36 protein-coding genes are annotated in these 23,780 nt (G+C 62.6%); 30 read left to right on the top strand and 6 right to left on the bottom strand.

Annotated elements, in window-relative coordinates:
* Positions 1-57 precede the first annotated feature (57 nt).
* The 28 genes from tuf to rplQ all read left to right on the top strand — a co-directional run bounded on the left by tuf (position 58) and on the right by rplQ (position 16,418).
* Entirely contained in the window at positions 58-1,233 is a 1,176-nt protein-coding gene (tuf, locus tag ShzoTeo12_RS04730; protein WP_318911422.1) for an elongation factor Tu, read from the top strand.
* A 188-nt stretch (positions 1,234-1,421) separates the two neighbouring features.
* Positions 1,422-1,730 carry a 30S ribosomal protein S10 gene (gene rpsJ, locus ShzoTeo12_RS04735; protein WP_003507767.1) on the top strand — a complete coding sequence of 103 codons (309 nt, stop codon included), beginning with the start codon at positions 1,422-1,424 and terminating at the stop codon, positions 1,728-1,730.
* A 158-nt stretch (positions 1,731-1,888) separates the two neighbouring features.
* Positions 1,889-2,572 carry a 50S ribosomal protein L3 gene (rplC, locus tag ShzoTeo12_RS04740; RefSeq protein ID WP_318911426.1) on the top strand — a complete coding sequence of 228 codons (684 nt, stop codon included), beginning with the start codon at positions 1,889-1,891 and terminating at the stop codon, positions 2,570-2,572.
* 12 nt (positions 2,573-2,584) lie between these two features.
* Positions 2,585-3,205: a 50S ribosomal protein L4 gene (rplD, locus tag ShzoTeo12_RS04745; protein WP_119258430.1), complete on the top strand. Its 621-nt coding sequence runs from the start codon at positions 2,585-2,587 to the stop codon at positions 3,203-3,205.
* Positions 3,202-3,495 carry a 50S ribosomal protein L23 gene (locus tag ShzoTeo12_RS04750; RefSeq protein ID WP_117372286.1) on the top strand — a complete coding sequence of 98 codons (294 nt, stop codon included), beginning with the start codon at positions 3,202-3,204 and terminating at the stop codon, positions 3,493-3,495. The genes rplD and ShzoTeo12_RS04750 overlap by 4 nt, the downstream gene beginning before the upstream one ends.
* Positions 3,496-3,526: 31 nt before the next feature.
* Entirely contained in the window at positions 3,527-4,363 is an 837-nt protein-coding gene (gene rplB, locus ShzoTeo12_RS04755; protein ID WP_119258429.1) for a 50S ribosomal protein L2, read from the top strand.
* 15 nt (positions 4,364-4,378) lie between these two features.
* A complete protein-coding gene (rpsS, locus tag ShzoTeo12_RS04760; protein WP_023517272.1) occupies positions 4,379-4,657 on the top strand; it encodes a 30S ribosomal protein S19 in 279 nt (92 codons plus the stop codon).
* 2 nt (positions 4,658-4,659) lie between these two features.
* A complete protein-coding gene (gene rplV, locus ShzoTeo12_RS04765) occupies positions 4,660-5,049 on the top strand; it encodes a 50S ribosomal protein L22 (RefSeq protein ID WP_023514179.1) in 390 nt (129 codons plus the stop codon).
* Entirely contained in the window at positions 5,049-5,780 is a 732-nt protein-coding gene (gene rpsC, locus ShzoTeo12_RS04770) for a 30S ribosomal protein S3 (protein WP_064329856.1), read from the top strand. The genes rplV and rpsC overlap by 1 nt, the downstream gene beginning before the upstream one ends.
* A gap of 38 nt (positions 5,781-5,818) precedes the next feature.
* Positions 5,819-6,232 (top strand): 50S ribosomal protein L16, encoded by a 414-nt coding sequence (gene rplP, locus ShzoTeo12_RS04775; RefSeq protein ID WP_119258428.1) that lies wholly within the window; start codon positions 5,819-5,821, stop codon positions 6,230-6,232.
* Between the two features lie 12 nt (positions 6,233-6,244).
* The gene (rpmC, locus tag ShzoTeo12_RS04780) at positions 6,245-6,445 is read left to right on the top strand and encodes a 50S ribosomal protein L29 (protein WP_119258427.1); all 201 of its coding nucleotides are present in this window, start codon (positions 6,245-6,247) and stop codon (positions 6,443-6,445) included.
* Between the two features lie 13 nt (positions 6,446-6,458).
* A complete protein-coding gene (rpsQ, locus tag ShzoTeo12_RS04785; protein ID WP_119258426.1) occupies positions 6,459-6,695 on the top strand; it encodes a 30S ribosomal protein S17 in 237 nt (78 codons plus the stop codon).
* Between the two features lie 234 nt (positions 6,696-6,929).
* The gene (rplN, locus tag ShzoTeo12_RS04790) at positions 6,930-7,298 is read left to right on the top strand and encodes a 50S ribosomal protein L14 (RefSeq protein WP_119258425.1); all 369 of its coding nucleotides are present in this window, start codon (positions 6,930-6,932) and stop codon (positions 7,296-7,298) included.
* Positions 7,299-7,310: 12 nt separating this feature from the next.
* Positions 7,311-7,622, top strand: coding sequence for a 50S ribosomal protein L24 (gene rplX / locus ShzoTeo12_RS04795; protein ID WP_024270443.1), 312 nt, complete (start codon positions 7,311-7,313; stop codon positions 7,620-7,622).
* Entirely contained in the window at positions 7,615-8,172 is a 558-nt protein-coding gene (rplE, locus tag ShzoTeo12_RS04800; RefSeq protein ID WP_119258424.1) for a 50S ribosomal protein L5, read from the top strand. Before rplX ends, rplE begins: the two co-directional genes overlap by 8 nt.
* A gap of 34 nt (positions 8,173-8,206) precedes the next feature.
* Positions 8,207-8,512 (top strand): 30S ribosomal protein S14, encoded by a 306-nt coding sequence (gene rpsN, locus ShzoTeo12_RS04805; RefSeq protein ID WP_119258423.1) that lies wholly within the window; start codon positions 8,207-8,209, stop codon positions 8,510-8,512.
* A gap of 12 nt (positions 8,513-8,524) precedes the next feature.
* Positions 8,525-8,923 carry a 30S ribosomal protein S8 gene (rpsH, locus tag ShzoTeo12_RS04810; protein WP_064329860.1) on the top strand — a complete coding sequence of 133 codons (399 nt, stop codon included), beginning with the start codon at positions 8,525-8,527 and terminating at the stop codon, positions 8,921-8,923.
* A gap of 42 nt (positions 8,924-8,965) precedes the next feature.
* Positions 8,966-9,499 (top strand): 50S ribosomal protein L6, encoded by a 534-nt coding sequence (gene rplF / locus ShzoTeo12_RS04815; protein WP_119258422.1) that lies wholly within the window; start codon positions 8,966-8,968, stop codon positions 9,497-9,499.
* Between the two features lie 12 nt (positions 9,500-9,511).
* On the top strand, positions 9,512-9,874 hold the full coding sequence (gene rplR / locus ShzoTeo12_RS04820) for a 50S ribosomal protein L18 (protein WP_119258421.1): 363 nt from the start codon (positions 9,512-9,514) through the stop codon (positions 9,872-9,874).
* 123 nt (positions 9,875-9,997) lie between these two features.
* Positions 9,998-10,564, top strand: a complete 567-nt coding sequence (rpsE, locus tag ShzoTeo12_RS04825; protein WP_119258420.1) for a 30S ribosomal protein S5 — start codon at positions 9,998-10,000, stop codon at positions 10,562-10,564.
* 13 nt (positions 10,565-10,577) lie between these two features.
* On the top strand, positions 10,578-10,781 hold the full coding sequence (gene rpmD / locus ShzoTeo12_RS04830) for a 50S ribosomal protein L30 (RefSeq protein WP_119258419.1): 204 nt from the start codon (positions 10,578-10,580) through the stop codon (positions 10,779-10,781).
* A 13-nt stretch (positions 10,782-10,794) separates the two neighbouring features.
* Positions 10,795-11,274 carry a 50S ribosomal protein L15 gene (gene rplO, locus ShzoTeo12_RS04835; RefSeq protein ID WP_119258418.1) on the top strand — a complete coding sequence of 160 codons (480 nt, stop codon included), beginning with the start codon at positions 10,795-10,797 and terminating at the stop codon, positions 11,272-11,274.
* 317 nt (positions 11,275-11,591) lie between these two features.
* Entirely contained in the window at positions 11,592-12,932 is a 1,341-nt protein-coding gene (gene secY, locus ShzoTeo12_RS04840) for a preprotein translocase subunit SecY (RefSeq protein WP_119258417.1), read from the top strand.
* Entirely contained in the window at positions 12,929-13,513 is a 585-nt protein-coding gene (locus ShzoTeo12_RS04845) for an adenylate kinase (protein ID WP_119258416.1), read from the top strand. The genes secY and ShzoTeo12_RS04845 overlap by 4 nt, the downstream gene beginning before the upstream one ends.
* Before the next feature lie 228 nt (positions 13,514-13,741).
* A complete protein-coding gene (rpsM, locus tag ShzoTeo12_RS04850; RefSeq protein ID WP_119258415.1) occupies positions 13,742-14,110 on the top strand; it encodes a 30S ribosomal protein S13 in 369 nt (122 codons plus the stop codon).
* Between the two features lie 242 nt (positions 14,111-14,352).
* Complete coding sequence (gene rpsK, locus ShzoTeo12_RS04855) at positions 14,353-14,742, top strand: 30S ribosomal protein S11 (RefSeq protein ID WP_023513823.1); 390 nt, start codon at positions 14,353-14,355, stop codon at positions 14,740-14,742.
* Positions 14,743-14,842: 100 nt separating this feature from the next.
* Entirely contained in the window at positions 14,843-15,853 is a 1,011-nt protein-coding gene (locus ShzoTeo12_RS04860) for a DNA-directed RNA polymerase subunit alpha (protein ID WP_119258414.1), read from the top strand.
* Between the two features lie 139 nt (positions 15,854-15,992).
* A complete protein-coding gene (gene rplQ / locus ShzoTeo12_RS04865) occupies positions 15,993-16,418 on the top strand; it encodes a 50S ribosomal protein L17 (protein WP_119258413.1) in 426 nt (141 codons plus the stop codon).
* A gap of 58 nt (positions 16,419-16,476) precedes the next feature.
* Here rplQ and msrQ read toward each other — a convergent pair whose 3' ends face one another.
* The gene (msrQ, locus tag ShzoTeo12_RS04870) at positions 16,477-17,124 is read right to left on the bottom strand and encodes a protein-methionine-sulfoxide reductase heme-binding subunit MsrQ (protein WP_318911427.1); all 648 of its coding nucleotides are present in this window, start codon (positions 17,122-17,124) and stop codon (positions 16,477-16,479) included.
* Positions 17,124-18,065 carry a protein-methionine-sulfoxide reductase catalytic subunit MsrP gene (gene msrP / locus ShzoTeo12_RS04875; RefSeq protein WP_318911428.1) on the bottom strand — a complete coding sequence of 314 codons (942 nt, stop codon included), beginning with the start codon at positions 18,063-18,065 and terminating at the stop codon, positions 17,124-17,126. The genes msrQ and msrP overlap by 1 nt, the downstream gene beginning before the upstream one ends.
* Positions 18,066-18,265: 200 nt before the next feature.
* Between msrP and ShzoTeo12_RS04880 the strand changes: the two genes are divergently transcribed.
* Both ShzoTeo12_RS04880 and ShzoTeo12_RS04885 read left to right on the top strand, forming a co-directional pair.
* Complete coding sequence (locus ShzoTeo12_RS04880; RefSeq protein ID WP_413251120.1) at positions 18,266-19,669, top strand: DegQ family serine endoprotease; 1,404 nt, start codon at positions 18,266-18,268, stop codon at positions 19,667-19,669.
* Entirely contained in the window at positions 19,666-20,982 is a 1,317-nt protein-coding gene (locus tag ShzoTeo12_RS04885; protein WP_318911429.1) for a replication-associated recombination protein A, read from the top strand. The genes ShzoTeo12_RS04880 and ShzoTeo12_RS04885 overlap by 4 nt, the downstream gene beginning before the upstream one ends.
* Positions 20,983-21,113: 131 nt before the next feature.
* Here the strand turns inward: ShzoTeo12_RS04885 and ShzoTeo12_RS04890 are convergent, their stop codons facing one another.
* The 4 genes from ShzoTeo12_RS04890 to ShzoTeo12_RS04905 form a co-directional block, all read right to left on the bottom strand.
* A complete protein-coding gene (locus ShzoTeo12_RS04890; protein ID WP_318911430.1) occupies positions 21,114-21,428 on the bottom strand; it encodes a DUF1883 domain-containing protein in 315 nt (104 codons plus the stop codon).
* A 462-nt stretch (positions 21,429-21,890) separates the two neighbouring features.
* Positions 21,891-22,526 (bottom strand): alpha/beta family hydrolase, encoded by a 636-nt coding sequence (locus ShzoTeo12_RS04895; RefSeq protein WP_318911431.1) that lies wholly within the window; start codon positions 22,524-22,526, stop codon positions 21,891-21,893.
* Between the two features lie 9 nt (positions 22,527-22,535).
* The gene (locus ShzoTeo12_RS04900) at positions 22,536-22,706 is read right to left on the bottom strand and encodes a hypothetical protein (protein ID WP_318911432.1); all 171 of its coding nucleotides are present in this window, start codon (positions 22,704-22,706) and stop codon (positions 22,536-22,538) included.
* A 75-nt stretch (positions 22,707-22,781) separates the two neighbouring features.
* On the bottom strand, positions 22,782-23,777 hold the full coding sequence (locus tag ShzoTeo12_RS04905; protein WP_318911433.1) for an endonuclease/exonuclease/phosphatase family protein: 996 nt from the start codon (positions 23,775-23,777) through the stop codon (positions 22,782-22,784).
* Positions 23,778-23,780 lie beyond the last annotated feature (3 nt).

A 23,780-nucleotide genomic window follows, 5' to 3' on the forward strand; every position in this document is an offset into this window, starting at 1 on the left:
TCCCCCTTAAAGTTTTGAACGAATTTCCCTTCGGGGATCAGGAACGGAGAGCCGGAAATGGCAAAAGGTAAGTTTGAGCGCAACAAGCCTCACGTAAACATCGGCACGATCGGCCACGTTGACCATGGCAAGACGTCGACGACTGCAGCGATCACGAAGTACTTCGGCGAGTTCAAGGCGTACGACCAGATCGACGCTGCTCCGGAAGAAAAGGCCCGCGGCATCACCATCTCGACGGCGCACGTCGAGTATGAGACGGCCAACCGTCACTACGCGCACGTCGACTGCCCCGGCCACGCCGACTACGTCAAGAACATGATCACCGGCGCTGCCCAGATGGACGGCGCGATTCTCGTCGTCTCGGCTGCCGACGGCCCGATGCCGCAGACCCGCGAGCACATCCTGCTCGCCCGTCAGGTCGGCGTTCCGGCGATCGTCGTGTTCCTCAACAAGGTCGACCAGGTTGACGACGCCGAGCTTCTCGAGCTCGTCGAGCTGGAAGTCCGCGAACTGCTGTCGTCCTACGAATTCCCGGGCGACGACATTCCGATCGTCAAGGGCTCGGCTCTTGCCGCTCTGGAAGACTCGAACAAGGAAATCGGCGAAGACGCGATCCGCGCCCTGATGGCCGCTGTCGACGACTACATCCCGACCCCGGAACGTCCGATCGACCAGCCCTTCCTGATGCCGATCGAAGACGTGTTCTCGATCTCGGGCCGCGGTACGGTTGTGACCGGTCGCGTCGAGCGCGGCATCGTCAAGGTCGGTGAGGAAATCGAGATCGTCGGCATCCGTCCGACGACGAAGACGACCTGCACGGGCGTTGAAATGTTCCGCAAGCTGCTCGACCAGGGCCAGGCCGGCGACAACATCGGTGCGCTGCTGCGCGGTGTGAACCGTGACGGCGTGGAGCGTGGCCAGATCCTGTGCAAGCCGGGTTCGGTCAAGCCGCACAAGAAGTTCAAGGCCGAAGCCTACATCCTGACGAAGGAAGAAGGCGGCCGTCATACGCCGTTCTTCACGAACTACCGTCCGCAGTTCTACTTCCGCACGACGGACGTCACGGGCATCGTGACGCTTCCGGAAGGCACGGAAATGGTCATGCCGGGCGACAACGTGACGGTTGACGTCGAACTGATCGTTCCGATCGCGATGGAAGAAAAGCTGCGCTTCGCTATCCGCGAAGGCGGCCGTACCGTCGGCGCCGGCATCGTCGCTTCGATCGTCGAGTAAGTCTTAAGGCTTCAGGCCGCTGAAATAGGAAGGGCAGGATCGCATCCTGCCCCTCCGGTCTTTGATAATTTAGCGGACTGGCCTTTCGGCATTGTGTTTTCGTGCGCCTTCCTTTATGGGAAGCGCCAGAATCAAAAAAGCGCATTCCCCAAGAGAATCGCGCGGATAACGAACTAAGGAAAAGTCGTATGAACGGCCAGAACATCCGCATCCGCCTCAAGGCGTTTGACCACCGGATCCTTGATGCCTCCACGCGTGAAATCGTGTCGACGGCAAAGCGTACCGGCGCAAGCGTCCGCGGCCCCGTTCCTCTCCCGACCCGTATTGAAAAGTTCACGGTCAACCGTTCGCCCCACGTTGACAAGAAGAGCCGTGAACAGTTCGAGATGCGCACCCACAAGCGCCTGCTCGACATCGTAGATCCGACGCCGCAGACGGTCGATGCTCTTATGAAGCTCGATCTTGCGGCCGGTGTGGACGTAGAGATCAAGCTCTAAGTCCTGGCGCAAGCCGAATAACAAGGAAGGTACGTGGCGAAAGCCGACGTCTTCTAAAAACGGGAAACCCGACGGCCTTCGAGCCCGAGTGGAATCCTTAAACCAAGAGGCATGACGGGACGTCACGATCCCGCCAGGACTTCTAAGAGGATTGAACCATGCGTTCAGGTGTGATTGCACAGAAAATAGGGATGACTCGCGTCTATAATGACGCAGGTGAGCACATCCCGGTAACAGTATTGCGACTGGACAACGTCCAGGTCGTTGCCCAGCGTACGCAGGACAAGAACGGCTACACGGCTGTTCAGCTCGGCGCCGGCTCTTCCAAGGTGAAGAACACGGCAAAGGCGCTGCGCGGCCAGTTCGCCGCTGCAAGCGTCGAGCCGAAGGCCAAGCTCGTCGAGTTCCGCGTTTCGGAAGACAACCTCATCGAGATCGGCGCGGAACTCACCGCCAGCCATTTCGTCGCCGGCCAGCTCGTCGACGTTACCGGCACCACGATCGGTAAGGGTTTCGCCGGTGCCATGAAGCGCCACAACTTCGGCGGTCTTCGTGCAACGCACGGCGTTTCCGTTTCGCACCGTTCGCACGGTTCGACGGGTAACAACCAGGACCCGGGCAAGGTCTGGAAGGGCAAGCGCATGGCTGGTCACATGGGCCAGACGCGCGTCACCACGCAGAACCTCGAAGTCGTCTCCACCGACGAAGAGCGCGGTCTCATCCTCGTCAAGGGCGCAGTCCCGGGCTCCAAGGGCGCCTGGATCGTCGTTCGTGACGCCGTCAAGTCCGGCACCCCGGCAGACGCTCCGCGTCCGGCCGCCGTGCGCGCCGTAGCCAAGTAAGGGAGCCTGATCATGGATCTCAAAGTCACGACCCTCGACGGGAAGGACGCCGGCAAGGTCTCCCTCTCCGACGCGATCTTCGGCCTCGAGCCGCGCGAAGACATCATTGCCCGCGTCATCCGCTGGCAGCTCGCCAAGAAGCAGCAGGGCACGCACCAGTCGCTGACCCGCGGCGAAGTCGCTCGCACCGGCTCGAAGATGTACAAGCAGAAGGGTACGGGCCGCGCTCGTCACCATTCGGCTCGCGCTCCGCAGTTCCGCGGCGGTGCCAAGGCTCACGGCCCGGTATCCCGCAGCCACGCCCACGACCTGCCCAAGCAGGTTCGCGCGCTCGGCCTGCGTCACGCCCTCTCGGCCAAGATCAAGGCTGACGACGTCATCATCATCGATGATCTCGTTGCTGCAGAAGCAAAGACGAAGGCTCTGGCCGGCGCATTCGCTTCGCTCGGCCTCACCAATGCCCTCTTCATCGGCGGCGCTGAACTTGACGGCAACTTCAAGCTCGCAGCGCGCAACATCCCGAACGTGGATGTCCTGCCGATCCAGGGTATCAATGTTTACGATATTCTGCGCCGCGGCAAGCTCGTGCTCTCCAAGGCTGCTGTAGAAGCCCTCGAGGAGCGGTTCAAATGACGGATCTTCGCCACTACGATGTGATCGTATCTCCTTCGATCACCGAAAAGTCGACGCTGGTATCCGAAAACAACCAGATCGTCTTCAACGTTGCCAAGCGTGCCTCCAAGCCTGAAATCAAGGCTGCGGTCGAAGCACTCTTCGGCGTCAAGGTCACGGCTGTGAACACGCTCGTCCGCAAGGGCAAGGTAAAGCGTTTCCGCGGCTTCGCCGGCCGGCAGGGAGATGTCAAGAAGGCTATCGTCACGCTCGCTGACGGTCAGTCCATCGACGTCTCCACCGGGCTCTAATCGGGCAGTCGGCTAAAAGGGAAACAAGAAAATGGCATTGAAACACTTCAATCCGACCACTCCGAGCCAGCGTCAGCTGGTCATCGTCGACCGGTCGGGCCTTTACAAGGGCAAGCCCGTCAAGGCTCTGACCGAAGGTCTCTCCAAGAGCGGCGGCCGTAACAACCTCGGCCGCATCACCGCCCGCTTCATCGGCGGCGGTCACAAGCGCACCTACCGTCTCATCGACTTCAAGCGTCGCAAGTTCGACGTCGAGGGCACGGTCGAGCGTCTGGAGTACGACCCGAACCGTACGGCGTTCATCGCTCTGGTGAGCTATCCCGACGGCGAGCAGGCCTACATCCTGGCTCCGCAGCGCCTGGCAGCCGGCGACAAGGTCATCGCGTCCGACAAGGCCGTTGACGTCAAGCCCGGCAACACCATGCCGCTGCAGTACATCCCGGTCGGCTCGATCGTTCACAACGTCGAAATGAAGCCGGGCAAGGGCGGCCAGATCGCCCGCTCCGCCGGCACGTTCGTCCAGCTCGTCGGCCGCGACCAGGGCATGGCGATCCTTCGCCTGAACTCGGGCGAACAGCGCCTGGTTCACGCGTCCTGCCTCGCAACGATCGGCGCCGTATCCAACCCGGACCACGGCAACATCAACGACGGCAAGGCCGGTCGCACCCGCTGGCGCGGCAAGACCCCGCATAACCGCGGTGTCGTCATGAACCCGGTCGACCACCCGCACGGCGGTGGTGAAGGCCGCACCTCCGGTGGCCGTCATCCGGTATCCCCGTGGGGCAAGCCGACCAAGGGCAAGCGTACCCGTTCGAACAAGTCCACGGACAAGTTCATCATGCGCTCGCGCCACTTGAAGAAGAAGTAAGAGAGGTAGTCAGGAATGGCTCGTTCAGTATGGAAAGGCCCGTTTGTTGACGGCTATCTTCTCAAGAAGGCTGAGAAGGTTCGTGAAGGCGGTCGCAGCGAAGTAATCAAGATCTGGAGCCGTCGCTCCACGATCCTGCCGCAGTTCGTAGGTCTCACCTTCGGTGTCTACAACGGCAGCAAGCACATCCCGGTGGCCGTCAACGAAGACATGGTCGGCCACAAGTTTGGTGAATTCGCTCCGACGCGGACCTACTACGGTCACGGCGCGGACAAGAAGGCGAAGAGGAAGTAACGATGGGTAAGGCTAAAGCCGAACGTCGGCTGAAGGATAACGAGGCGCAGGCTATCGCGCGCACGATCCGCGTCAGCCCCCAGAAGCTCAACCTGCTTGCTGCGCTCATCCGCGGCAAGAAGGTGGACCGCGCTCTCGCCGAGCTCGAGTTCTCGCGCAAGCGTAGCGCCGAGACGGTCAAGAAGACTCTCGAGTCCGCGATCGCCAACGCAGAAAACAACCACGACCTCGACGTCGATTCGCTGATCGTCGCTGAGGCCTATGTCGGCAAGTCGATTGTCATGAAGCGCTTTGCCGCTCGTGGCCGCGGCCGTGCATCGCGGATCGAGAAGCCTTTCTCGCATCTGACGATCGTCGTCCGTGAAGTCGAAGCCAAAGGGGAGGCCGCATAATGGGCCAGAAGATTAATCCGATCGGTTTCCGCCTCGGCATCAACCGTACCTGGGACAGCCGTTGGTTCGCCGACAATGCCGAATACGGCCAGCTGCTCCACGAAGACCTGAAGATCCGCAAGTTCGTACAGGACGAGCTGAAGCAGGCCGGTATCGCCAAGGTCGTCATCGAGCGCCCGCACAAGAAGTGCCGCGTCACGATCCACTCGGCTCGCCCGGGTCTGATCATCGGCAAGAAGGGCGCGGACATCGAGAAGCTCCGCAAGAAGCTTTCCGAGATGACGAATTCCGAAACGCACCTCAACATCGTTGAAGTGCGCAAGCCGGAAGTCGACGCAACGCTGGTCGCTCAGTCGATCGCCCAGCAGCTCGAGCGCCGCGTGGCCTTCCGCCGTGCGATGAAGCGCGCCGTTCAGTCGGCCATGCGTCTTGGCGCCGAAGGCATCAAGATCACCTGCGCCGGCCGTCTCGGCGGTGCGGAAATCGCCCGTACGGAATGGTACCGCGAAGGTCGCGTTCCGCTTCACACGCTGCGTGCAGACATCGACTACGGTACGGCTGAAGCCGAAACCGCATTCGGCATCTGCGGCATCAAGGTCTGGATCTTCAAGGGCGAAATCCTTGAGCACGATCCGATGGCCTCTGAGCGTCGCGCCAGCGAAAGTGACAGCCAGGGTCCCGCAAGCCGTGAACGCGGCGACCGCGGCGACCGTCGTCGTGAAAACGCGTAACAGTCGCGTTTGGCAGCCAATATCGGAGAAGTAAAAAAATGTTGCAGCCAAAGCGTACCAAGTACCGCAAGCAGTTCAAGGGCCGCATCAAGGGCGTCGCCAAGGGCGGCTCCGAGCTCGCCTTCGGCGAGTTCGGCTTGAAGGCTCAGGAACCGAACCGCGTGAACGCTCGCGAGATCGAAGCGGCCCGCCGCGCGATCACCCGTTACATGAAGCGTGCCGGCCGTGTGTGGATCCGCGTGTTCCCCGACACCCCGGTTACCGCAAAGCCCACGGAAGTCCGCATGGGTAAGGGTAAGGGTTCGGTCGAATACTGGGCAGCCAAGGTCAAGCCCGGCCGTATGATGTTCGAGATCGACGGCGTTTCCGAGGAAATCGCGCGTGAAGCGCTTCGCCTCGGCTCGGCCAAGCTCTCGGTCAAGACGCGCTTCGTACAGCGCATTGCAGAGTAAGGAGCGAGAGCGATGAAAGCCGCAGACGTCCGGGCGCTCAGCGCCGACCAGCTCAACGACGAGCTTGCCAAGCTGAAGAAAGAGCAGTTCAACCTGCGCTTCCAGAAGGCCACCGGCCAGCTTGAAAAGACCTCGCGTATCAACGAAGTCCGTAAGGACATCGCGCGCGTCAAGACCATTGCCCGCCAGAAGGCGGCAGAAGCCAAGGCCTAAGGACCAGAAAAATATGCCGAAACGCATTCTGCAGGGCACCGTAGTCAGCGACAAGAACGACAAGACCGTTGTCGTCCGCGTCGAGCGCCGTTTTGCCCACCCGCTGCTTCAGAAGACCGTTCGCCGGTCGAAGAAGTACAAGGCGCATGACGAGACCAACCAGTACAAGGTCGGCGATGTCGTTTCCATCCAGGAATGTGCACCGATCTCCAAGGACAAGCGCTGGACCGTCGTATCGGCCCAGGCTTAAATCATCGGATTTTGCGCCAGGCCCTTGCGTCTGGCGCGGAAATCTGTATGAAGCAGCGCAAGGACGCTCGGAATCGCGAGCGTTCTTTTGCTTTGAGCGCACGGAAGGTCCGTCGGTTCGCCGAAGGGAAACCACCCTGGCAACACACCATCCCGCGCGAAAACATGAATTTCCATAAGCTGGAACAGGGGGCTAACACCCAACCGGTCCGGTAAAACAAGAAGGCGACCTGACATGATTCAGATGCAGACTAACCTCGACGTCGCGGATAATTCCGGCGCACGTCGTGTCATGTGCATCAAGGTGCTGGGCGGCTCCAAGCGCAAGTACGCTTCGGTCGGCGACATTATCGTCGTCTCGATCAAGGAAGCCATCCCGCGCGGCCGCGTGAAGAAGGGTGACGTGATGAAGGCGGTCGTCGTACGCACCGCCAAGGACATCCGTCGCGCCGACGGCAGCGTCATTCGTTTCGACAGCAACGCCGCTGTCCTGATCGACAACAAGAAAGAGCCGATCGGCACCCGTATCTTCGGACCGGTTCCGCGCGAACTTCGCGCCAAGAACCACATGAAGATCATCTCGCTGGCTCCCGAAGTACTCTAAGGAGCGATGGCTATGCAAAAGATTCGTAAAGGCGACAAGGTCGTCGTACTCACCGGCAAGGACAAGGGCCGTACCGGTGAAGTCGTTCAGGTCATGCCGAAGGAAGACCGTGCGGTCGTCAAGGGTATCAACCTGGTGAAGCGTCACCAGCGCCAGACCCAGACCCAGGAAGCCGGCATCATCACCAAGGAAGCTTCGATCCATCTGTCGAACATCGCGATCGCCGACCCCAAGGACGGCAAGCCGACCCGCGTCGGTTTCAAGGTCGAGGGCGACAAGAAGGTTCGTGTAGCAAAGCGTTCGGGAGTGTCGATCGATGGCTGACACCAAGTATGAGCCGCGCCTCAAGAAGGAATACGTCGAGCGTATCCGCAAGGCGCTTCAGGAGCAGTTCTCCTTCGCCAACGAGATGCAGATTCCGCGTCTCGACAAGATCGTCATCAACATGGGCGTAGGCGAAGCCACGGCGGACTCCAAGAAGCCCACCGTTGCAGCTGCCGACCTCGCAGCGATCTCCGGCCAGAAGCCGGTCATCACGCGCGCCCGCAACTCCATCGCGGGCTTCAAGGTCCGTGAAGGCATGCCGATCGGCGCGAAGGTCACCCTGCGCGGCGCCCGCATGTACGAATTTCTGGATCGCCTCGTGAACATCGCGCTGCCCCGCGTACGCGACTTCCGTGGTCTGAACCCGAAGTCCTTCGATGGCCGTGGCAACTTCGCCATGGGCGTCAAGGAGCACATTGTGTTCCCTGAGATCAACTACGACAAGGTTGATCAGATGTGGGGCATGGACATCATCGTTTGCACGACGGCAAAGACGGACGACGAAGCACGGGCTCTTCTGAAAGAGTTCAACTTCCCGTTCCGCGCCTGACCCGTAACGACAAGCGTAAAGAAGGATAACTGTTATGGCTAAAACCAGCGCAGTAGAAAAGAATAACCGTCGCCGCAAGCTTGTCGCCAGCCAGGCTTCCAAGCGCGCCGCTCTCAAGGCGGTCATCATGAACCAGTCTCTTCCGATCGAAGAGCGCTTCAAGGCAACCCTGAAGCTTGCCGAAATGCCGCGCAATGGCTCCAAGACCCGCATTCGCAACCGTTGCGAAGTCACGGGCCGTCCGCGCGCTTTCTATCGCAAACTCAAGATGTCGCGTATTGCGCTTCGCGAACTGGGCAATCTCGGCAAGGTGCCGGGTATCGTCAAGTCGAGCTGGTAAGGAGACGGGTACATGGCAATGACTGATCCCCTGGGCGATATGCTCACCCGTATCCGCAACGGCGCCGCACGCCGCAAGTCGAGCGTTTCCACGCCGGCTTCCAAGCTGCGCGCTCGCGTTCTGGATGTTCTTCAGGCTGAAGGCTACATCCGCGGATACTCCGAAGTCGAATTCGGCAACGGCAAGGCCGAGCTGAACATCGAACTCAAGTACTACGAAGGCGCATCGGTGATCCGCAAGATCGACCGCGTCTCCAAGCCGGGCCGCCGGGTCTATGTCTCGGTAAAGTCCATTCCGCAGGTCGCGAACGGCCTCGGCATCACCATCCTTTCGACCCCGAAGGGCGTGATGGCCGATCACCAGGCACGCGAACAGAACGTTGGTGGCGAGATTCTTTGCTCTGTCTTCTAAGACAGGGCAGGGATCTCCATAACGAACAGACAGGATAAAACAATGTCTCGTATCGGTAAGAAGCCCGTTCCGGTTCCCGCTGGTGTCACCGCGACCGTCGACGGTCAGAAGGTTACCGCCAAGGGCCCGAAGGGCGAACTGTTCTTCGTCGCCAATGACGAAGTTTCGGTCAAGCTCGAAGACAACGCCGTTGTCGTTCAGCCGGTCAACCAGTCCAAGGATGCGCGTTCGAAGTGGGGCATGTCCCGCACGATGATCGAAGGCATCTTCAAGGGCGTGAAGGACGGTTACGAGCGCAAGCTCGAAATCAACGGCGTCGGCTACCGCGCGTCCATGCAGGGCAAGAACCTGCAGCTGGCCCTCGGTTTCAGCCACGACGTCGTCTACCAGACGCCGGAAGGCATCACGATCGCTGTTCCGAAGCCGACCGAAATCATCGTCACCGGCATCAGCAAGCAGCAGGTCGGCCAGGTCGCCGCCGAAATCCGCGAATACCGTGGCCCCGAGCCCTACAAGGGCAAGGGCGTCAAGTATGCGGAAGAACGCATCGTCCGCAAGGAAGGCAAGAAGAAGTAAGGATCACGCGAAATGGCTAGCACTAAAGAAGCTCTCGTGCGCCGCGCCAACCGCGTGCGCCGTTCCATCAAGGCGGTCGCCAACGGCCGTCCGCGCCTGTCGGTTCATCGCTCGTCGAAGAACATCTACGTACAGGTCATCGACGACGTGGCCGGCAAGACCCTTGCCGCCGCTTCGACGCTCGACACCGATCTGCGTTCGTCGCTGAAGACGGGCGCCGACACGGCAGCAGCTGCTGCCGTCGGCAAGCTCATTGCCGAGCGCGCAGTCAAGGCCGGCGTCAAGGACGTCGTCTTCGACCGTGGCGCCTTCCTCTATCACGGCCGCGTCAAGGCTCTTGCCGACGCAGCCCGTGAAGGTGGTCTGAACTTCTGATCCTCGGTCGGGCGCTCCGGCGCCCGCCGACCAGCTCAGGGTATTGGTCGCTTCCATTCCTGAAATGGAGGCGACTTTCGTCAATCTGCCGATTGCACCCGGAAAAGAAAAAGGAAAAGGACAATGGCACAGGAAAAGCGCGGTCGCGATGACCGCCAGAACCGCGAAGAGCGCGACAGCGAGTTTGTCGACAAGCTCGTCGCGATCAACCGCGTCGCGAAGGTCGTCAAGGGCGGCCGTCGTTTCGGTTTCGCAGCTCTCGTCGTCGTCGGCGACCAGAAGGGCCGCGTCGGCTTCGGCCATGGCAAGGCTCGTGAAGTTCCGGAAGCGATCCGGAAGGCCACCGAAGCCGCCAAGCGCGACCTCATCTTCGTCCCGCTGCGCTCGGGCCGCACGCTGCACCACGACGTGCACGGCCGCCACGGCGCCGGCAAGGTTCTGCTTCGTTCGGCCAAGGCCGGTACCGGCATCATCGCCGGCGGCCCGATGCGCGCCGTCTTCGAAACGCTCGGCGTTCATGACGTCGTCGCCAAGTCGACCGGTTCCTCGAACCCGTACAACATGATCCGTGCGACGTTCGACGCTCTCAAGAGCCAGATGCACCCGAAGGACATCGCAGCTCAGCGCGGCATGAAGTACGCCACGCTGCAGGCTCGTCGTCAGTCGGCTGGCGTTGCTGCTGAAGAATAAGGAGCACTGATCCATGGCTAAGAAAGAAACCGCCAAGAAGACGGTGACTGTCGAGCAGATCGGCAGCCCCATCCGCCGTCCGGCCGTACAGCGCGCAACGCTCGTCGGCCTGGGCCTCAACAAGATGCACCGGGTTCGCACGCTGGAAGACACCCCGTCTGTCCGCGGCATGATCCGTGCCGTCCAGCACCTCGTTCGCGTCGTCGACGAGAAGTGAGGGAGTAGAGATCATGAAGCTTAACGAAATCAAGGACAACGAAGGTTCTTCGAAGGGCCGCAAGCGCCTCGGTCGCGGTATCGGCTCCGGCAAGGGCAAGACCGGTGGTCGCGGTGTCAAGGGTCAGAAGGCTCGTTCGGGCGTCGCCATCAACGGCTTCGAAGGCGGTCAGATGCCCATCTACCGTCGCCTGCCGAAGCGCGGCTTCAACAACATCTTCGCATCCGACTTCGTCATCGTTTCCCTGGACCGCGTCCAGAAGGCAATCGATGCCGGCAAGCTCGATGCCAAGGCGACCGTTGACGCAGCCGCTCTCAAGGCTGCCGGCGTCATCCGCCGCGAAAAGGACGGCGTGCGCATCCTCGCCGACGGCGAACTGAAGGCCAAGGTCGCCTTCGAGGTCGCCGGCGCCTCCAAGCCTGCGGTCGAGAAGATCGAAAAGGCCGGCGGCTCGGTGAAGCTGCTGGCCGCAGCAGCGGAAGCCGCGGAATAATTCGACAAAATAGTCGCCCGGTGTGCTTCACACCGGGCGATTTTGCTCCCATATGTGAGCCTCACAACGACCGTCGGGATTCTCGTCCCCATCGTTATCCGGAATAAAAGCCAGGGTGAGGCCGGGATTGCTTGACAATCCGCGTTTCAACCGGTTTAGGCTCCATCCGCCCGCTTCGCCGCAACGGCGCAGGCAGGCACGACGAATTTCAGCATTGGCGATCGGTCCGGGGAGGGCCGGGCGCGAATGCCAACGGATCAGCCAATCCGGACCTGGCCGGGCGTTACCGCCGCCGGATCGGCTTCGCGGAGAAATGCATGGCTTCGGCAGCGGAACAACTTGCCTCTAACCTCAACTTCTCGACTTTCGCCAAGGCGGAAGACCTGAAGAAGCGCCTCTGGTTCACGCTGGGCGCGCTGATCGTCTATCGGCTCGGCACCCATATTCCCCTGCCGGGCCTCAACGCCGAAGCCTTCGCACAGGCCTTCCGCGGCCAGTCGGGCGGTATTCTCGGCCTCTTCAACATGTTCTCCGGCGGCGCCGTCGAGCGCATGGCGATCTTCGCGCTCGGCATCATGCCGTACATTTCCGCGTCGATCATCGTGCAGCTGATGACTTCGGTCGTTCCCTCGCTGGAGCAGCTGAAGAAGGAAGGCGAGCAGGGCCGCAAGATCATCAACCAGTACACCCGCTACGGCACGGTGCTGCTCGGCACGCTGCAGGCCTACGGCATCGCGGTGGGCCTTGAGAGCGGGGCAGGGCTGGTCAACGATCCGGGCTGGTTCTTCCGCATATCCACCGTCATCTCGCTGCTTGGCGGCACCATGTTCCTGATGTGGCTCGGTGAGCAGATCACCTCGCGCGGCATCGGCAACGGCATTTCGCTGATCATCTTCGCCGGCATCGTCGCGGCCCTGCCGCGCGCCCTCGGCAACACGCTGGAACTCGGCCGTACCGGCCAGCTTTCCATCGGCGTCGTGCTTGCGGTCGTCGTCATGGCAGTCTGCGTCATCGCGCTCATCGTCTTCGTCGAACGCGCCCAGCGCCGCCTGCTGATCCAGTATCCGAAACGCCAGGTCGGCAACCGCATGTTCCAGGGCGATACCTCGCACCTGCCGCTGAAGCTGAACACCTCGGGCGTCATCCCGGCGATCTTCGCCTCCTCGCTGCTGCTGCTGCCGGCAACGGTCGCGGGCTTCTCGAATACGGCTGCGATGCCGAACTGGGCGACGACGATCATCGCCTCGCTCGGCCACGGCAAGCCGCTCTACATGGTGCTCTACGCCGCCATGATCGCCTTCTTCGCCTTCTTCTACACGGCCATCGTCTTCAATCCGAAGGACACGGCCGACAATCTGAAGAAGCACGGCGGCTTCATTCCGGGCATCCGTCCGGGCGAGCGCACCGCCGAATATATCGACTACGTGCTGACCCGCATCACGGTCGTCGGCGCCATTTACCTGATGTTCGTCTGTATCCTTCCCGAAATCCTGATCGCGCAGACCGGGGTGCCATTCTACCTTGGTGGTACGTCGCTTTTGATTGTTGTCAGCGTGACCCTGGATACTGTAGCACAGATACAGGGCCACCTGATCGCCCAGCAGTATGAGGGGCTGATCAAGAAGTCGAAGCTGCGTGGAGGAAAGAGGGGACGATGAGACTGATTTTTCTGGGACCGCCCGGCGCTGGCAAGGGGACTCAAGCCAAGCTCCTGACGGAAAGGCACGGCATTCCGCAGCTTTCCACGGGTGACATGCTGCGCGCGGCCGTCGCCGCCGGAACGGATGTCGGCAAGCGCGCCAAGGCCGTCATGGATGCCGGCCAGCTCGTCTCCGACGCGATCGTCAACGAGATCGTTTCCGACCGCATCGATTCGCCGGACTGTGCCAAGGGCTTCATCCTCGACGGCTATCCGCGCACGGTTCCCCAGGCGGAAGCCCTCGACGGGATCCTCGCCGGCAAGGGCATCGCGCTCGATGCGGTCATCGAGCTGAAGGTGGACGAAGATGCGCTGGTCAAGCGCATGGAGAATCGCGTAGCCGAAACCATTGCCGCCGGCGGCACGGTTCGCTCCGACGACAATCCGGAAGCCTTCAAGCGTCGCCTCACGGAATACCGTGAGAAGACCGCGCCGCTGTCGAACTACTACGCTTCGACGGGCAAGCTTCAGACGGTCGACGGCATGGCCGATGTCGACAAGGTGACCGCGCAGATCGCGGGAATCCTCGAGAACGCCTGATATCAGGTTAAAAAGGACGGCCGGGGAGTTGACTTTTTCGGCCGATTCCCCTTAAGACAGCGCCAACTCGCGACATACCATTGCGATCGGCGCGGATTTCGAAGAACGAAGTCCGGGTACGGTCGTTTTCGACATGTCCCGAACATCAGATTGAGCAGCGGCTTTCGTGGCCGTATCGAATGAAGAAGACCACTTGCCGGATGGCAACTGGAAGCAAGGAGAACAGGCGTGGCACGTATCGCTGGCGTCAACATCCCGACCGCGAAGCGCGTCGTAATCGCGCTCCGTTACATTCACGGGATCGGCCCGAAGTTTGCACAGGAAATCATCGAGAAGGTCGGTATCCCGGCTGATCGTCGCGTGCATCAGCTCACGGACGCAGAAATCCTGCAGATCCGTGAAGCCATCGACCGCGACTACCAGGTCGAAGGCGACCTGCGTCGCGAAACTTCGATGAACATCAAGCGTCTCATGGACCTCGGTTGCTACCGTGGTCTGCGTCACCGTCGTAGCCTCCCGGTTCGCGGTCAGCGCACGCACACCAACGCCCGTACCCGCAAGGGTCCGGCCAAGGCCATCGCAGGCAAGAAGAAGTAATTTCCCGGAAACGGGGAACGGGAGGCTGGCGCTTCGCGCCGGCCTCTTTTGAGTTTCGAGCGGGGTCTTGTCCTTTGTCAGGATCCCGGTCGGTGGAGCTGCTGGTACTACGGCAGTGACGATATCGCCGCAGACGGAAGCCTTCGGGCATGTCTGCAAATACTGTTCAGGGCAGGGTTTCGACCCCGCCCGGTGGAGCCGCTGGCATTACGGCGGTGTCGAGATCAACGAAAGGACTACCCATGGCCAAGGAAGCCGCACGCGTCCGCCGTCGCGAACGCAAGAACATCACCTCGGGTGTTGCTCACGTCAATTCTTCGTTCAACAACACGATGATCACCATCACCGACGCACAGGGTAACGCGATTGCCTGGTCGTCCGCCGGTGCAAAGGGCTTCAAGGGTTCGCGCAAGTCGACCCCGTTCGCTGCCCAGATCGCTGCCGAAGACTGCGCCAAGAAGGCCCAGGAACACGGCATGAAGTCGCTGGAAGTCGAAGTCTGCGGTCCGGGTTCCGGCCGTGAATCGGCTCTGCGCGCCCTCCAGGCTGCCGGCTTCATGATCACGTCCATCCGCGACGTGACCCCGATCCCGCACAACGGTTGCCGTCCGCGCAAGAAGCGCCGCGTCTGATCATCGACTTCAAACAACCGTGGAGGCCATCCGGCTTCCGCGGTACTTCAGGGCTCGGCCGTCACGATTGGATGGTGGCGGCGAACGGAAGGCAAAACACATGATCCAGAAAAACTGGCAGGAACTGATCAAGCCGAACAAGGTGGAATTCACCTCCTCCGGCCGCACCAAGGCAAGCCTTGTTGCCGAGCCGCTGGAGCGTGGCTTCGGCCTGACGCTCGGCAACGCGCTGCGTCGCGTGCTCCTGTCGTCGCTGCGCGGTGCGGCTGTTACCGCCGTGCAGATCGACGGCGTCCTGCACGAGTTCTCCTCCATCCCGGGCGTCCGGGAAGATGTGACGGACATCGTGCTCAACATCAAGGAAATCGCCATCAAGATGGATGGCGACGATTCCAAGCGCATGGTCGTGCGCAAGCAGGGTCCGGGCGTCGTAACGGCTGGTGACATCCAGACGGTCGGCGACATTGAGATCCTGAACCCCGACCACGTCATCTGCACCCTCGACGAGGGCGCGGAAATCCGCATGGAGTTCACGGTCAACAACGGCAAGGGCTACGTCCCGGCCGACCGCAACCGCTCCGAAGACGCACCGATCGGCCTCATCCCGGTCGACAGCCTCTACTCGCCGGTCAAGAAAGTGTCCTACAAGGTGGAAAACACCCGTGAAGGCCAGGTTCTCGACTACGACAAGCTGACGATGACCATCGAAACCGACGGTTCCGTCACGGGCGAAGATGCGATCGCGTTCGCGGCCCGCATTCTTCAGGACCAGCTCTCGGTCTTCGTCAACTTCGACGAACCGCAGAAGGAAGCCGAGGAAGAATCGGTCACGGAACTGGCGTTCAACCCGGCGCTCCTCAAGAAGGTCGACGAACTGGAACTTTCGGTCCGTTCGGCGAACTGCCTGAAGAACGACAACATCGTCTATATCGGCGATCTCATTCAGAAGACCGAAGCCGAAATGCTTCGCACTCCGAATTTTGGTCGCAAGTCGCTCAACGAGATCAAGGAAGTTCTCGCTTCCATGGGCCTGCACCTCGGCATGGAAGTGCCCGCATGGCCGCCGGAGAACATCGAAGATCTCGCCAAGCGCTACGAAGACCAGTACTAAGGCCGATCGCGCCCCTCGGGGCGCGTAAAGCTGGCCTTAGCATCTATGAACTGCGCATGTCCCTTTGTCCCGCAAGGCGGGACGGACATGCGCCACCATCAAACGGCAGGCGACTGCCTGCATGTGAAGGAGAATCGAGATGCGCCACCAGAATTCGGGTCGCAAACTCAACCGTACCGCCAGCCACCGCAAGGCGATGTTCGCCAACATGGCTGCCTCGCTCATCCAGCATGAGCAGATCGTAACGACGCTGCCGAAGGCGAAGGAAATCCGCCCGATCGTGGAGAAGCTCGTCACCCTCGGTAAGCGCGGCGACCTGCACGCTCGCCGCCAGGCGATCTCGCAGATCCGCGACGTCGCCGTCGTTTCGAAGCTCTTCGACGCGATCGCAAGCCGCTATGCCAACCGTAACGGTGGCTACCTGCGCATCATGAAGGCCGGCTTCCGCCACGGCGACAACGCCCCGCTCGCCGTCATCGAATTCGTCGACCGCGACGTCGATGCCAAGGGCGCAGCCGACAAGGCCCGCGTAGCCGCTGAAGAAGCTGCTGCCGAAGCAGCCTGATCCTTCGGGATACGAAAACAGCAAAAGGCCGGAAGAGCGATCTTCCGGCCTTTTGCTGTTATGCCCTGTTGAATTGCGGTCGTCCGCCTGCCCCGCGCTTCCAGCGATTGAAGGGCGTTCGCACGAGGCGCCAGGCAAGCAGCAGCGCGACGAGGCCGATGTAGGTCCACGGCTCCAGCCCCACGACCTTGACGGACATGGCGAAGTGCAGCGCGCCCGCGGCGGCGATGACATAGACGAGCCGGTGCAGCTTCACCCAGCGCGGCCCCAGCCGGCGGATCGACCAATTGTTGGAGGTCAGCGCCAGTGGAATCAGGAACACGAAGGCCGCCATGCCGATGGTGATGAAGGGCCGCTTGGCGATATCGATCAGGATCGCCTGGAAATTCAGGTACTGGTCGAGCACCATATAGGTCAGGAAGTGCATCAGCACGTACCAGAAGGCGAGCAGCCCGAGGGCGCGCCGGTAGCGGATCCAGTTGATGCCGGCAAGGTCGCGCAGCGGCGTGATCGCGAGCGTGGCGACGAGGAAACGCAGCGCCCAGAGCCCCAGCAGGTGCTCGAATTCCTTCACCGGATTGCCCGGAAGCCCACCCGTCGCCCCGAGCCAGAAGCCGTAGGCCGCAGGCGCGAGCCCGGCGGCATAGAGCAGCCAGATCGACGCGGCATGGTACTTGCGGGGCAGGGCGGGGGGCAGGAGAGCCATCAGTAATTGGCCCTGAGGTCCATGCCGGCATAGAGGCTCGCGACCTCGTCCGCATAGCCGTTGAAGGGCAGGGTCGGCCGCCTGTTGGCGCCGAAGAAGCCGCCTTCGCCGATGCGGTTCTCGCTCGCCTGGCTCCAGCGCGGGTGATCGACCTCCGGATTGACGTTGGCGTAGAAGCCGTATTCCTCGGGTGCGGAAATATTCCAGGTCGAGGGCGGCTGCTTGTCGGTGAGGGTGATCTTCACGATCGACTTGATGCCCTTGAAGCCGTATTTCCACGGCACGACGAGGCGGACCGGCGCGCCGTTCTGGTTCGGCAGCGTCTTGCCGTAGACACCGACGGAAAGGATCGCCAGCGGATGGCGCGCCTCGTCGAGCCTCAGGCCCTCGACATAGGGCCAAGGCAGGGACTGGAAGAAACCGGACTGGCCGGGCATCTCCTTCGGCCGGACGACTGTTTCGAAGGCGACGTATTTCGCATCGCCGAGCGGCTCGACCTTGTCGAGGAGTGCTGCGAGCGGAAAACCGACCCAGGGGATCACCATCGACCAGGCTTCCACGCAGCGCATGCGGTAGACCCGGTCCTCGAGCGGCATGGCCAGCAGCTCCTCCAGCCCGAATTCCTTCGGCTTGCCGACGAGGCCGCCGACCTTGATGGTCCAGGGCGTCGGCTTGAATTTCTCCGAATTCGCCTGCGGGTCGCCCTTGCCCATGCCGAATTCATAGAAATTGTTGTAGCTGGTCACGTCCTTTTCCGGCGTCAGCTTCTCATCGACGGTATAGGTGCTCTTCGACGCCTTCAGCGCTTCGGCGAAGGCGGGCGTTCCGGCGGCTGCCAGCATGCCGCCGGCGGCCGCGGCGAGAAAAGAGCGCCGGTTGAAGAAACAGCTTTCCGGCGTGATCTCGGAGGCATTGATGCGGGGCGGGCGATAGAGGGTCATGGCGGGCTCGATCCATTCGGTTACTTGCCTGATACCTACGTAAAGAACTCCCATGTTGTTTCAACGGCGGGGAAGATTTGCGGCAACCACTTTTTCGTGCGCGCCGCGTGAGCGCCGGCGCATGAAAAGACCGGCGCGGTTTGCCTTTTTTCCTGCGAAATCCTATCTGATCGTGACGTGGAAACGAAGGAGACTCGTCCATGCTGAAAGCCCGCATCCTGCTTGCCGCCCCCGTTGTCATGGCGCTGGCGCTGGTGACACCCGCAACGGCCCAGGAGCGAACCGTGCCCCAATCGCGCACGGAGATGCAGCTCTCCTTCGCGCCGCTCGTCAAGCAGGTCGAGAATGCCGTCGTCAACGTCTATGCCGAACGCGTCGTCGAGCGCCGCTCGATCTTCGAGGGCGACCCCTTCTTCGAGGAATTCTTCGGCCAGCGCATGCCGAACCGCAGCGAGAAACAGTCCTCCCTCGGCTCGGGCGTCATTGTCGGCGCCAAGGGCTTCGTGGTGACCAACAACCACGTCATCGAGGGCGCGAGCGACATCAAGGTCGCGCTTGCCGACGGCCGCGAATTCGAGAGCACCGTCGTACTCAAGGACGAGCGCGTCGACCTCGCCGTGCTGAAGATCAAGTCGGATGCCGATTTCGCCACCCTGCCGCTCGGCGACAGCGATGCTGTCCAGGTCGGCGATCTGGTGCTGGCCATCGGCAACCCCTTCGGCGTCGGCCAGACGGTGACGAGCGGCATCGTCTCGGCGCTTGCCCGCAACCAGGTGCGCTCGGGCGATTTCGGCTTCTTCATCCAGACGGACGCCGCGATCAATCCCGGCAATTCCGGCGGCGGCCTCATCAACATGAACGGCGAGCTGATCGGCATCAACACCGCCATCTTCTCGCGCGGCGGTGGTTCGAACGGCGTCGGCTTCGCCATTCCCGCCAATCTCGTGAAGACCTTCGTCGCCAGCGCGGAGAACGGCAACGCCACCTTCGATCGCCCCTTCATCGGCGCGACTTTCGATCCGGTGACCTCGGAAGTTGCCGACGCCCTCGGTCTCGACCGCGCCCGCGGCGCGCTCATTTCGCAGGTCCAGCCCGGCAGCCCGGCGGAAAAGGCCGGCATGAAGGCCGGACAGGTCGTCACCGCCGTCAACGGCATCCCGGTCGAGCATCCCGATGCGCTCGGCTATCGCCTCACCACTGTCGGCATCGGTGGCACGGCCCGCATCACCGTCATCGCCGACGGCAAGGAGCAGGAGCTGACGCTTTCCCTCGACCGCGCGCCCGAGACGACGCCGCGCGACGAGCGGCTGATCGAGGGTCGCAATCCCTTCTCCGGCGCGGTCGTCGCGAACCTCTCGCCGCGCGTCGCCGAGGAGCTGCGCATGCCGACCAACAAGACGACCACCGGCGTGGTGATCACCGAGATCAACCGCGGCTCGCCCGCCGCCCGCATCGGCCTCCAGCCGCGCGACATCGTCATCGAGCTGAACGGCACGCCCGTCACCACCACCGAAAAGCTCGCCGCGCTCGTCGGCGAGGATCCGTCCATCTGGCGCGTCGAGATCGAGCGCGACGGCCAGCGCATCCGCCAGTTCTTCCGATGAGCGACCTCTTCGCCCCGCGTGAACCGGAGGAAATGGCGGCAAAACGGCCCCTGGCCGACCGCCTGCGCCCCCGCACGCTGGGCGAGGTCTCCGGTCAGGAGCACCTGACCGGTCCGGATGGTGTGCTCTCGCGCATGATCGAGGCGGGCTCGCTCGGCTCGATGATCTTCTGGGGCCCGCCGGGCACCGGCAAGACGACGGTGGCGCGCCTGCTTTCCGGCGAGACGGGCCTTGCCTTCGAGCAGATCTCGGCGATCTTCTCCGGCGTCGCCGATCTCAAGAAGGTCTTCGAGGCCGCCCGCCAGCGCCGCATGGACGGCCGCCAGACCCTGCTTTTCGTCGACGAAATACATCGCTTCAACCGCGCCCAGCAGGACAGTTTCCTGCCCGTCATGGAGGACGGCACCATCGTGCTCGTCGGCGCGACGACGGAAAACCCGTCCTTCGAGCTCAACGCCGCTCTTCTCTCGCGCGCCCGCGTGCTGACCTTCAAGCCGCATGACGAGCAGAGCCTGGAAGAGCTGCTGAAGCGCGCCGAGGCCATCGAGGAAAAGCCGTTGCCGCTCGACGGAGAGGCACGCGCCTCGCTGCTGCGCATGGCCGACGGCGACGGGCGGGCGGTGCTGACGCTGGCCGAGGAAGTGTGGCGGGCGGCGCGCTCCGGCGAGACCTTCGGCCAGGACGATCTCTTCCGCATCGTCCAGCGCCGCGCGCCGGTCTACGACAAGTCGCAGGACGGCCACTACAATCTCATCTCCGCCCTGCACAAGGCCGTGCGCGGCTCGGACCCCGATGCGGCGCTCTACTATCTCACCCGCATGCTGGATGCCGGCGAGGACCCGCTGTTCCTCTGCCGCCGCATGGTGCGCATGGCGGTGGAGGATATCGGTCTTGCCGATCCGCAGGCGCTCGTCGTCTGCAATGCGGCGAAGGATGCCTATGACTTCCTCGGCTCGCCGGAAGGCGAGCTGGCGCTCGCGCAGGCCTGCGTCTATCTCGCCACCGCCCCGAAATCCAACGCCGTCTATACTGCCTACAAGTCCGCCATGCGCGCGGCGAAGGAGAATGGCTCCCTGCTGCCGCCCAAGCACATCCTCAATGCCCCGACCAAGCTGATGAAGGGCGAGGGCTATGGCGAAGGCTACCGCTACGACCATGACGAGCCGGAGGCCTTTTCCGGCCAGGATTATTTCCCGGAGAAGATGGGCCGCCGCACCTTCTACGATCCGCCGGAGCGCGGCTTCGAGCGGGAGCTGCGCAAGCGGCTGGAATGGTGGGCGAAGCTGCGCCGGGAGAAGGGCGGGAACGGCTAGGACCGATCGCCATTCAGTCCAGCAGGCCTGCAACTTTTGGGCTTCCGGTGCTCACGTACGGAAAGTACGCTGCGCTCCGGATCCCGGAAAAGCACCATTTCGGCTCAGCCTGAACTGAATGGCGATCGGCCCTAGGCGGCGCCGAAGCGGGGCGCCGGCTTCTGCGGCGCCTGCGGCACCAGCTTGATCGAGGACTCCGCCTTGCCGGGAAGGCCCTCCATGTCCACCACCACATGCCAGTGGCCGCTTTGCGGGATCTTCAGCCGGATCGGCGATTGCTTTGCAACGCCGCCGATGAACTTGTGCTGGCGAGCATTCCTGAAAAGATCGAAATTGGCATGGCTCATCAGGCGCACATTGGCGACGGCCGAAAGCGTGATCTCGATCACCATGCCGCTGCGCTGCATGTCGAGGTCGTAATGCGTATAGGAAAAGCTGTGCGCCATGGATCGCCCGGATATCTGGGATAGCGCCGATATGATGGCATGCGCCGGTTAACGTTCCCTTCTCGCAGGCGATGCGGCTCTCTGGCAATAGTGACGCATATTCAAACGGTTGTCCTGGAAAGCGGATTCAAATCGGCAGCGACTTGATTCAAAGTCGCAGGCGCGTTGGATGAGAATGCCGATGTCAAAGAGCCGTCATTGCGAAAGCGACTCTAACACGGTGGCCGAGGCCGGGGAGATTGGCGGGCGAAATCTCCGCAAAGGGCGAAGCCCGGATGCGGAGAGGTGCATCCGGGCTTCGCCGCGCCCGTGAGGCCGTCTGCCGGCGGGGCCCGGCCGATCGACCCATATCGGCGGCTCGCTCGGTGGCAGACGCGGACGCGTTTTGCGCGGAGGCAAGAGCCATCCGGTAGGGGAAATGTCGCATGGGCTGGATTGGCGCGCTGTTTCCCGCGGAACAGCTCAGAGCGTTTCCGCCCAGGCCTTCACCGTCTTCGCCATCGTGGCAAGGTGGTCGGCGGCGGAGAAGCCGGAAATGCTCTTGCGGGGCTTGAGGTCATGGTCGCCGTCCTCGAGCCACAGGAAGCGGATGCGCTCCGGCAGGCCATAGGCCGGAACCTCCTCGCTCGTGCCGAAGGGATCGCGCGTTCCCTGGCAGATCAGCGTCGGCACGCGAAGCGTCGTCAGATGCGCGGTGCGAAGCTGCGTCGGCTTTTCCGGCGGGTGGAAGGGATAGCCGAGGCAGAGGAGGCCGGCGATGCGGCCTTCGGCGTAAAGCCCGTCCGCCACCATGCTGGCGACACGCCCGCCCATCGACTTGCCGCCGATGACGAGCTTACCCTTGGTGCCGAGCTCGGCGACGGCGGCGCAAAATTCGGGGTTCAGCGTCTCGGCCTTCGGCGGCGGCCTGCGGCTGCCCTCCGTGCGCCGCGCCGCCATGTAGGAGAACTCGAAGCGGGCGACGCGCAGGCCCTCGGCCGCCAGCGCCGTCGCCGCCGCATTCATCGCCGGCGAATCCATCGGCGCGCCGCTGCCATGGGCAAGCAACAGGGTGGCGGGCGCATCCTGCGGGCCGGTGAAGAGGAAGGGCAGGCTCATGCGGCCGTCTTACTTCGCGTGGTCCCTGACGTCGCCGGGCGCGATCGGGTCGCTGGCCGGAAAGGTCTCCTCCAGCGCTTCCTCCAGATAGTCGTCCTGCTCGGCCTTGAGGCTCTTTTCCTTCTGGCGGGCCTGTTCCTTTTCCAGCGAAGCCTTGGGGCTGTCCTTTTCCGTCGCCATGGTCATCTCCTTCGGTTGTGTTTCTCAGGATAGCGTGTTTTGTGGCGGGGGCGAAGGGTTGGCGGCGAAAGTGCTCTAGCTCTCCGGCAGCGAAAGCTCGGCGATGACCGGCAGGTGGTTCGAGCCGAAGGCCGGGCCGATGCGGTGCGCCCGCACGGAAATGTCCGGCGACACGACGATATGGTCGATCGAGGCGCCGATATAGGCGAGGGCGTCGAGCTTCATGCTGAAGCGCGTCACCGGCTGCAGCCAGCCGCCCGCGGTGGAGGCAAGGCCGGCCTGCCGCAGGAAGCCGCGGAAGAACGGCGACCAGGTGGGCGTGTTCCAGTCGCCGGCGACGATGACCGGCCCCTTTTCGAGATCGCCCTTTACCGCATCGGCGGCGGCGGAAAGATAGGCGTTGCGGTCGCGCCACTGCCAGGGCCGGCGCGGCGTTTCGGGATGGAAGGCGTAGAGGAAGAGCGGTTTTCCGCCGAGGTCTAGCTCGAGACGCAGCGGCTGCTTGTAGGCGCGCTCCTCGGTGAAGGCGCGCTTCAGCTCGGTCTCGGCGCGGATCGGCAGGCGGGAAAAGACCTTCAGGCTGTCGCGTGCGCGGCTTTCCGCGCTGCTCTGGTAAGGGTAGAGCCCGGCGGCCGAAAGCGCCTCGTCCCAGGCGCGGGTCGTTTCCTCCAGAACCACGATGTCGGGCTTTTCCCGGCGCAGGATCTCGATGAAGCGGGCAGGGCCTTCGACATTTCCGACGAAGAGATTGGCCGTGAGGACCTTGAGCCCTCCGCCGCCGTCGCGGGCGGGGCGGGCGGTCGGCACGTCGAAGGCGGGAATGAGCGCGACGCCAATGCCGAGCAGCGCCATCGCGATCGCCTTCAGCCGCCGCGTCACCAGGGCGCCGACGAGGAAGAGGGCGCCGATGGTCACCACATAGGGCCAGGCGAAGGTGAGGAGATCGACGAGCCAGAACCGGTCGGCGGCAAGCACCACGACGCTGACGGCGAAGAGATAGGCGATGACGCCCGGCAGGATGAGGACGCGGTAGGCAAGGGCGACCAGCCCCCGGCGCGGCGTTGTCTGCATCGA

Source organism: Shinella zoogloeoides, from assembly GCF_033705735.1.
In the GTDB taxonomy this organism is placed as follows: Bacteria; Pseudomonadota; Alphaproteobacteria; order Rhizobiales; family Rhizobiaceae; genus Shinella; species Shinella zoogloeoides_A.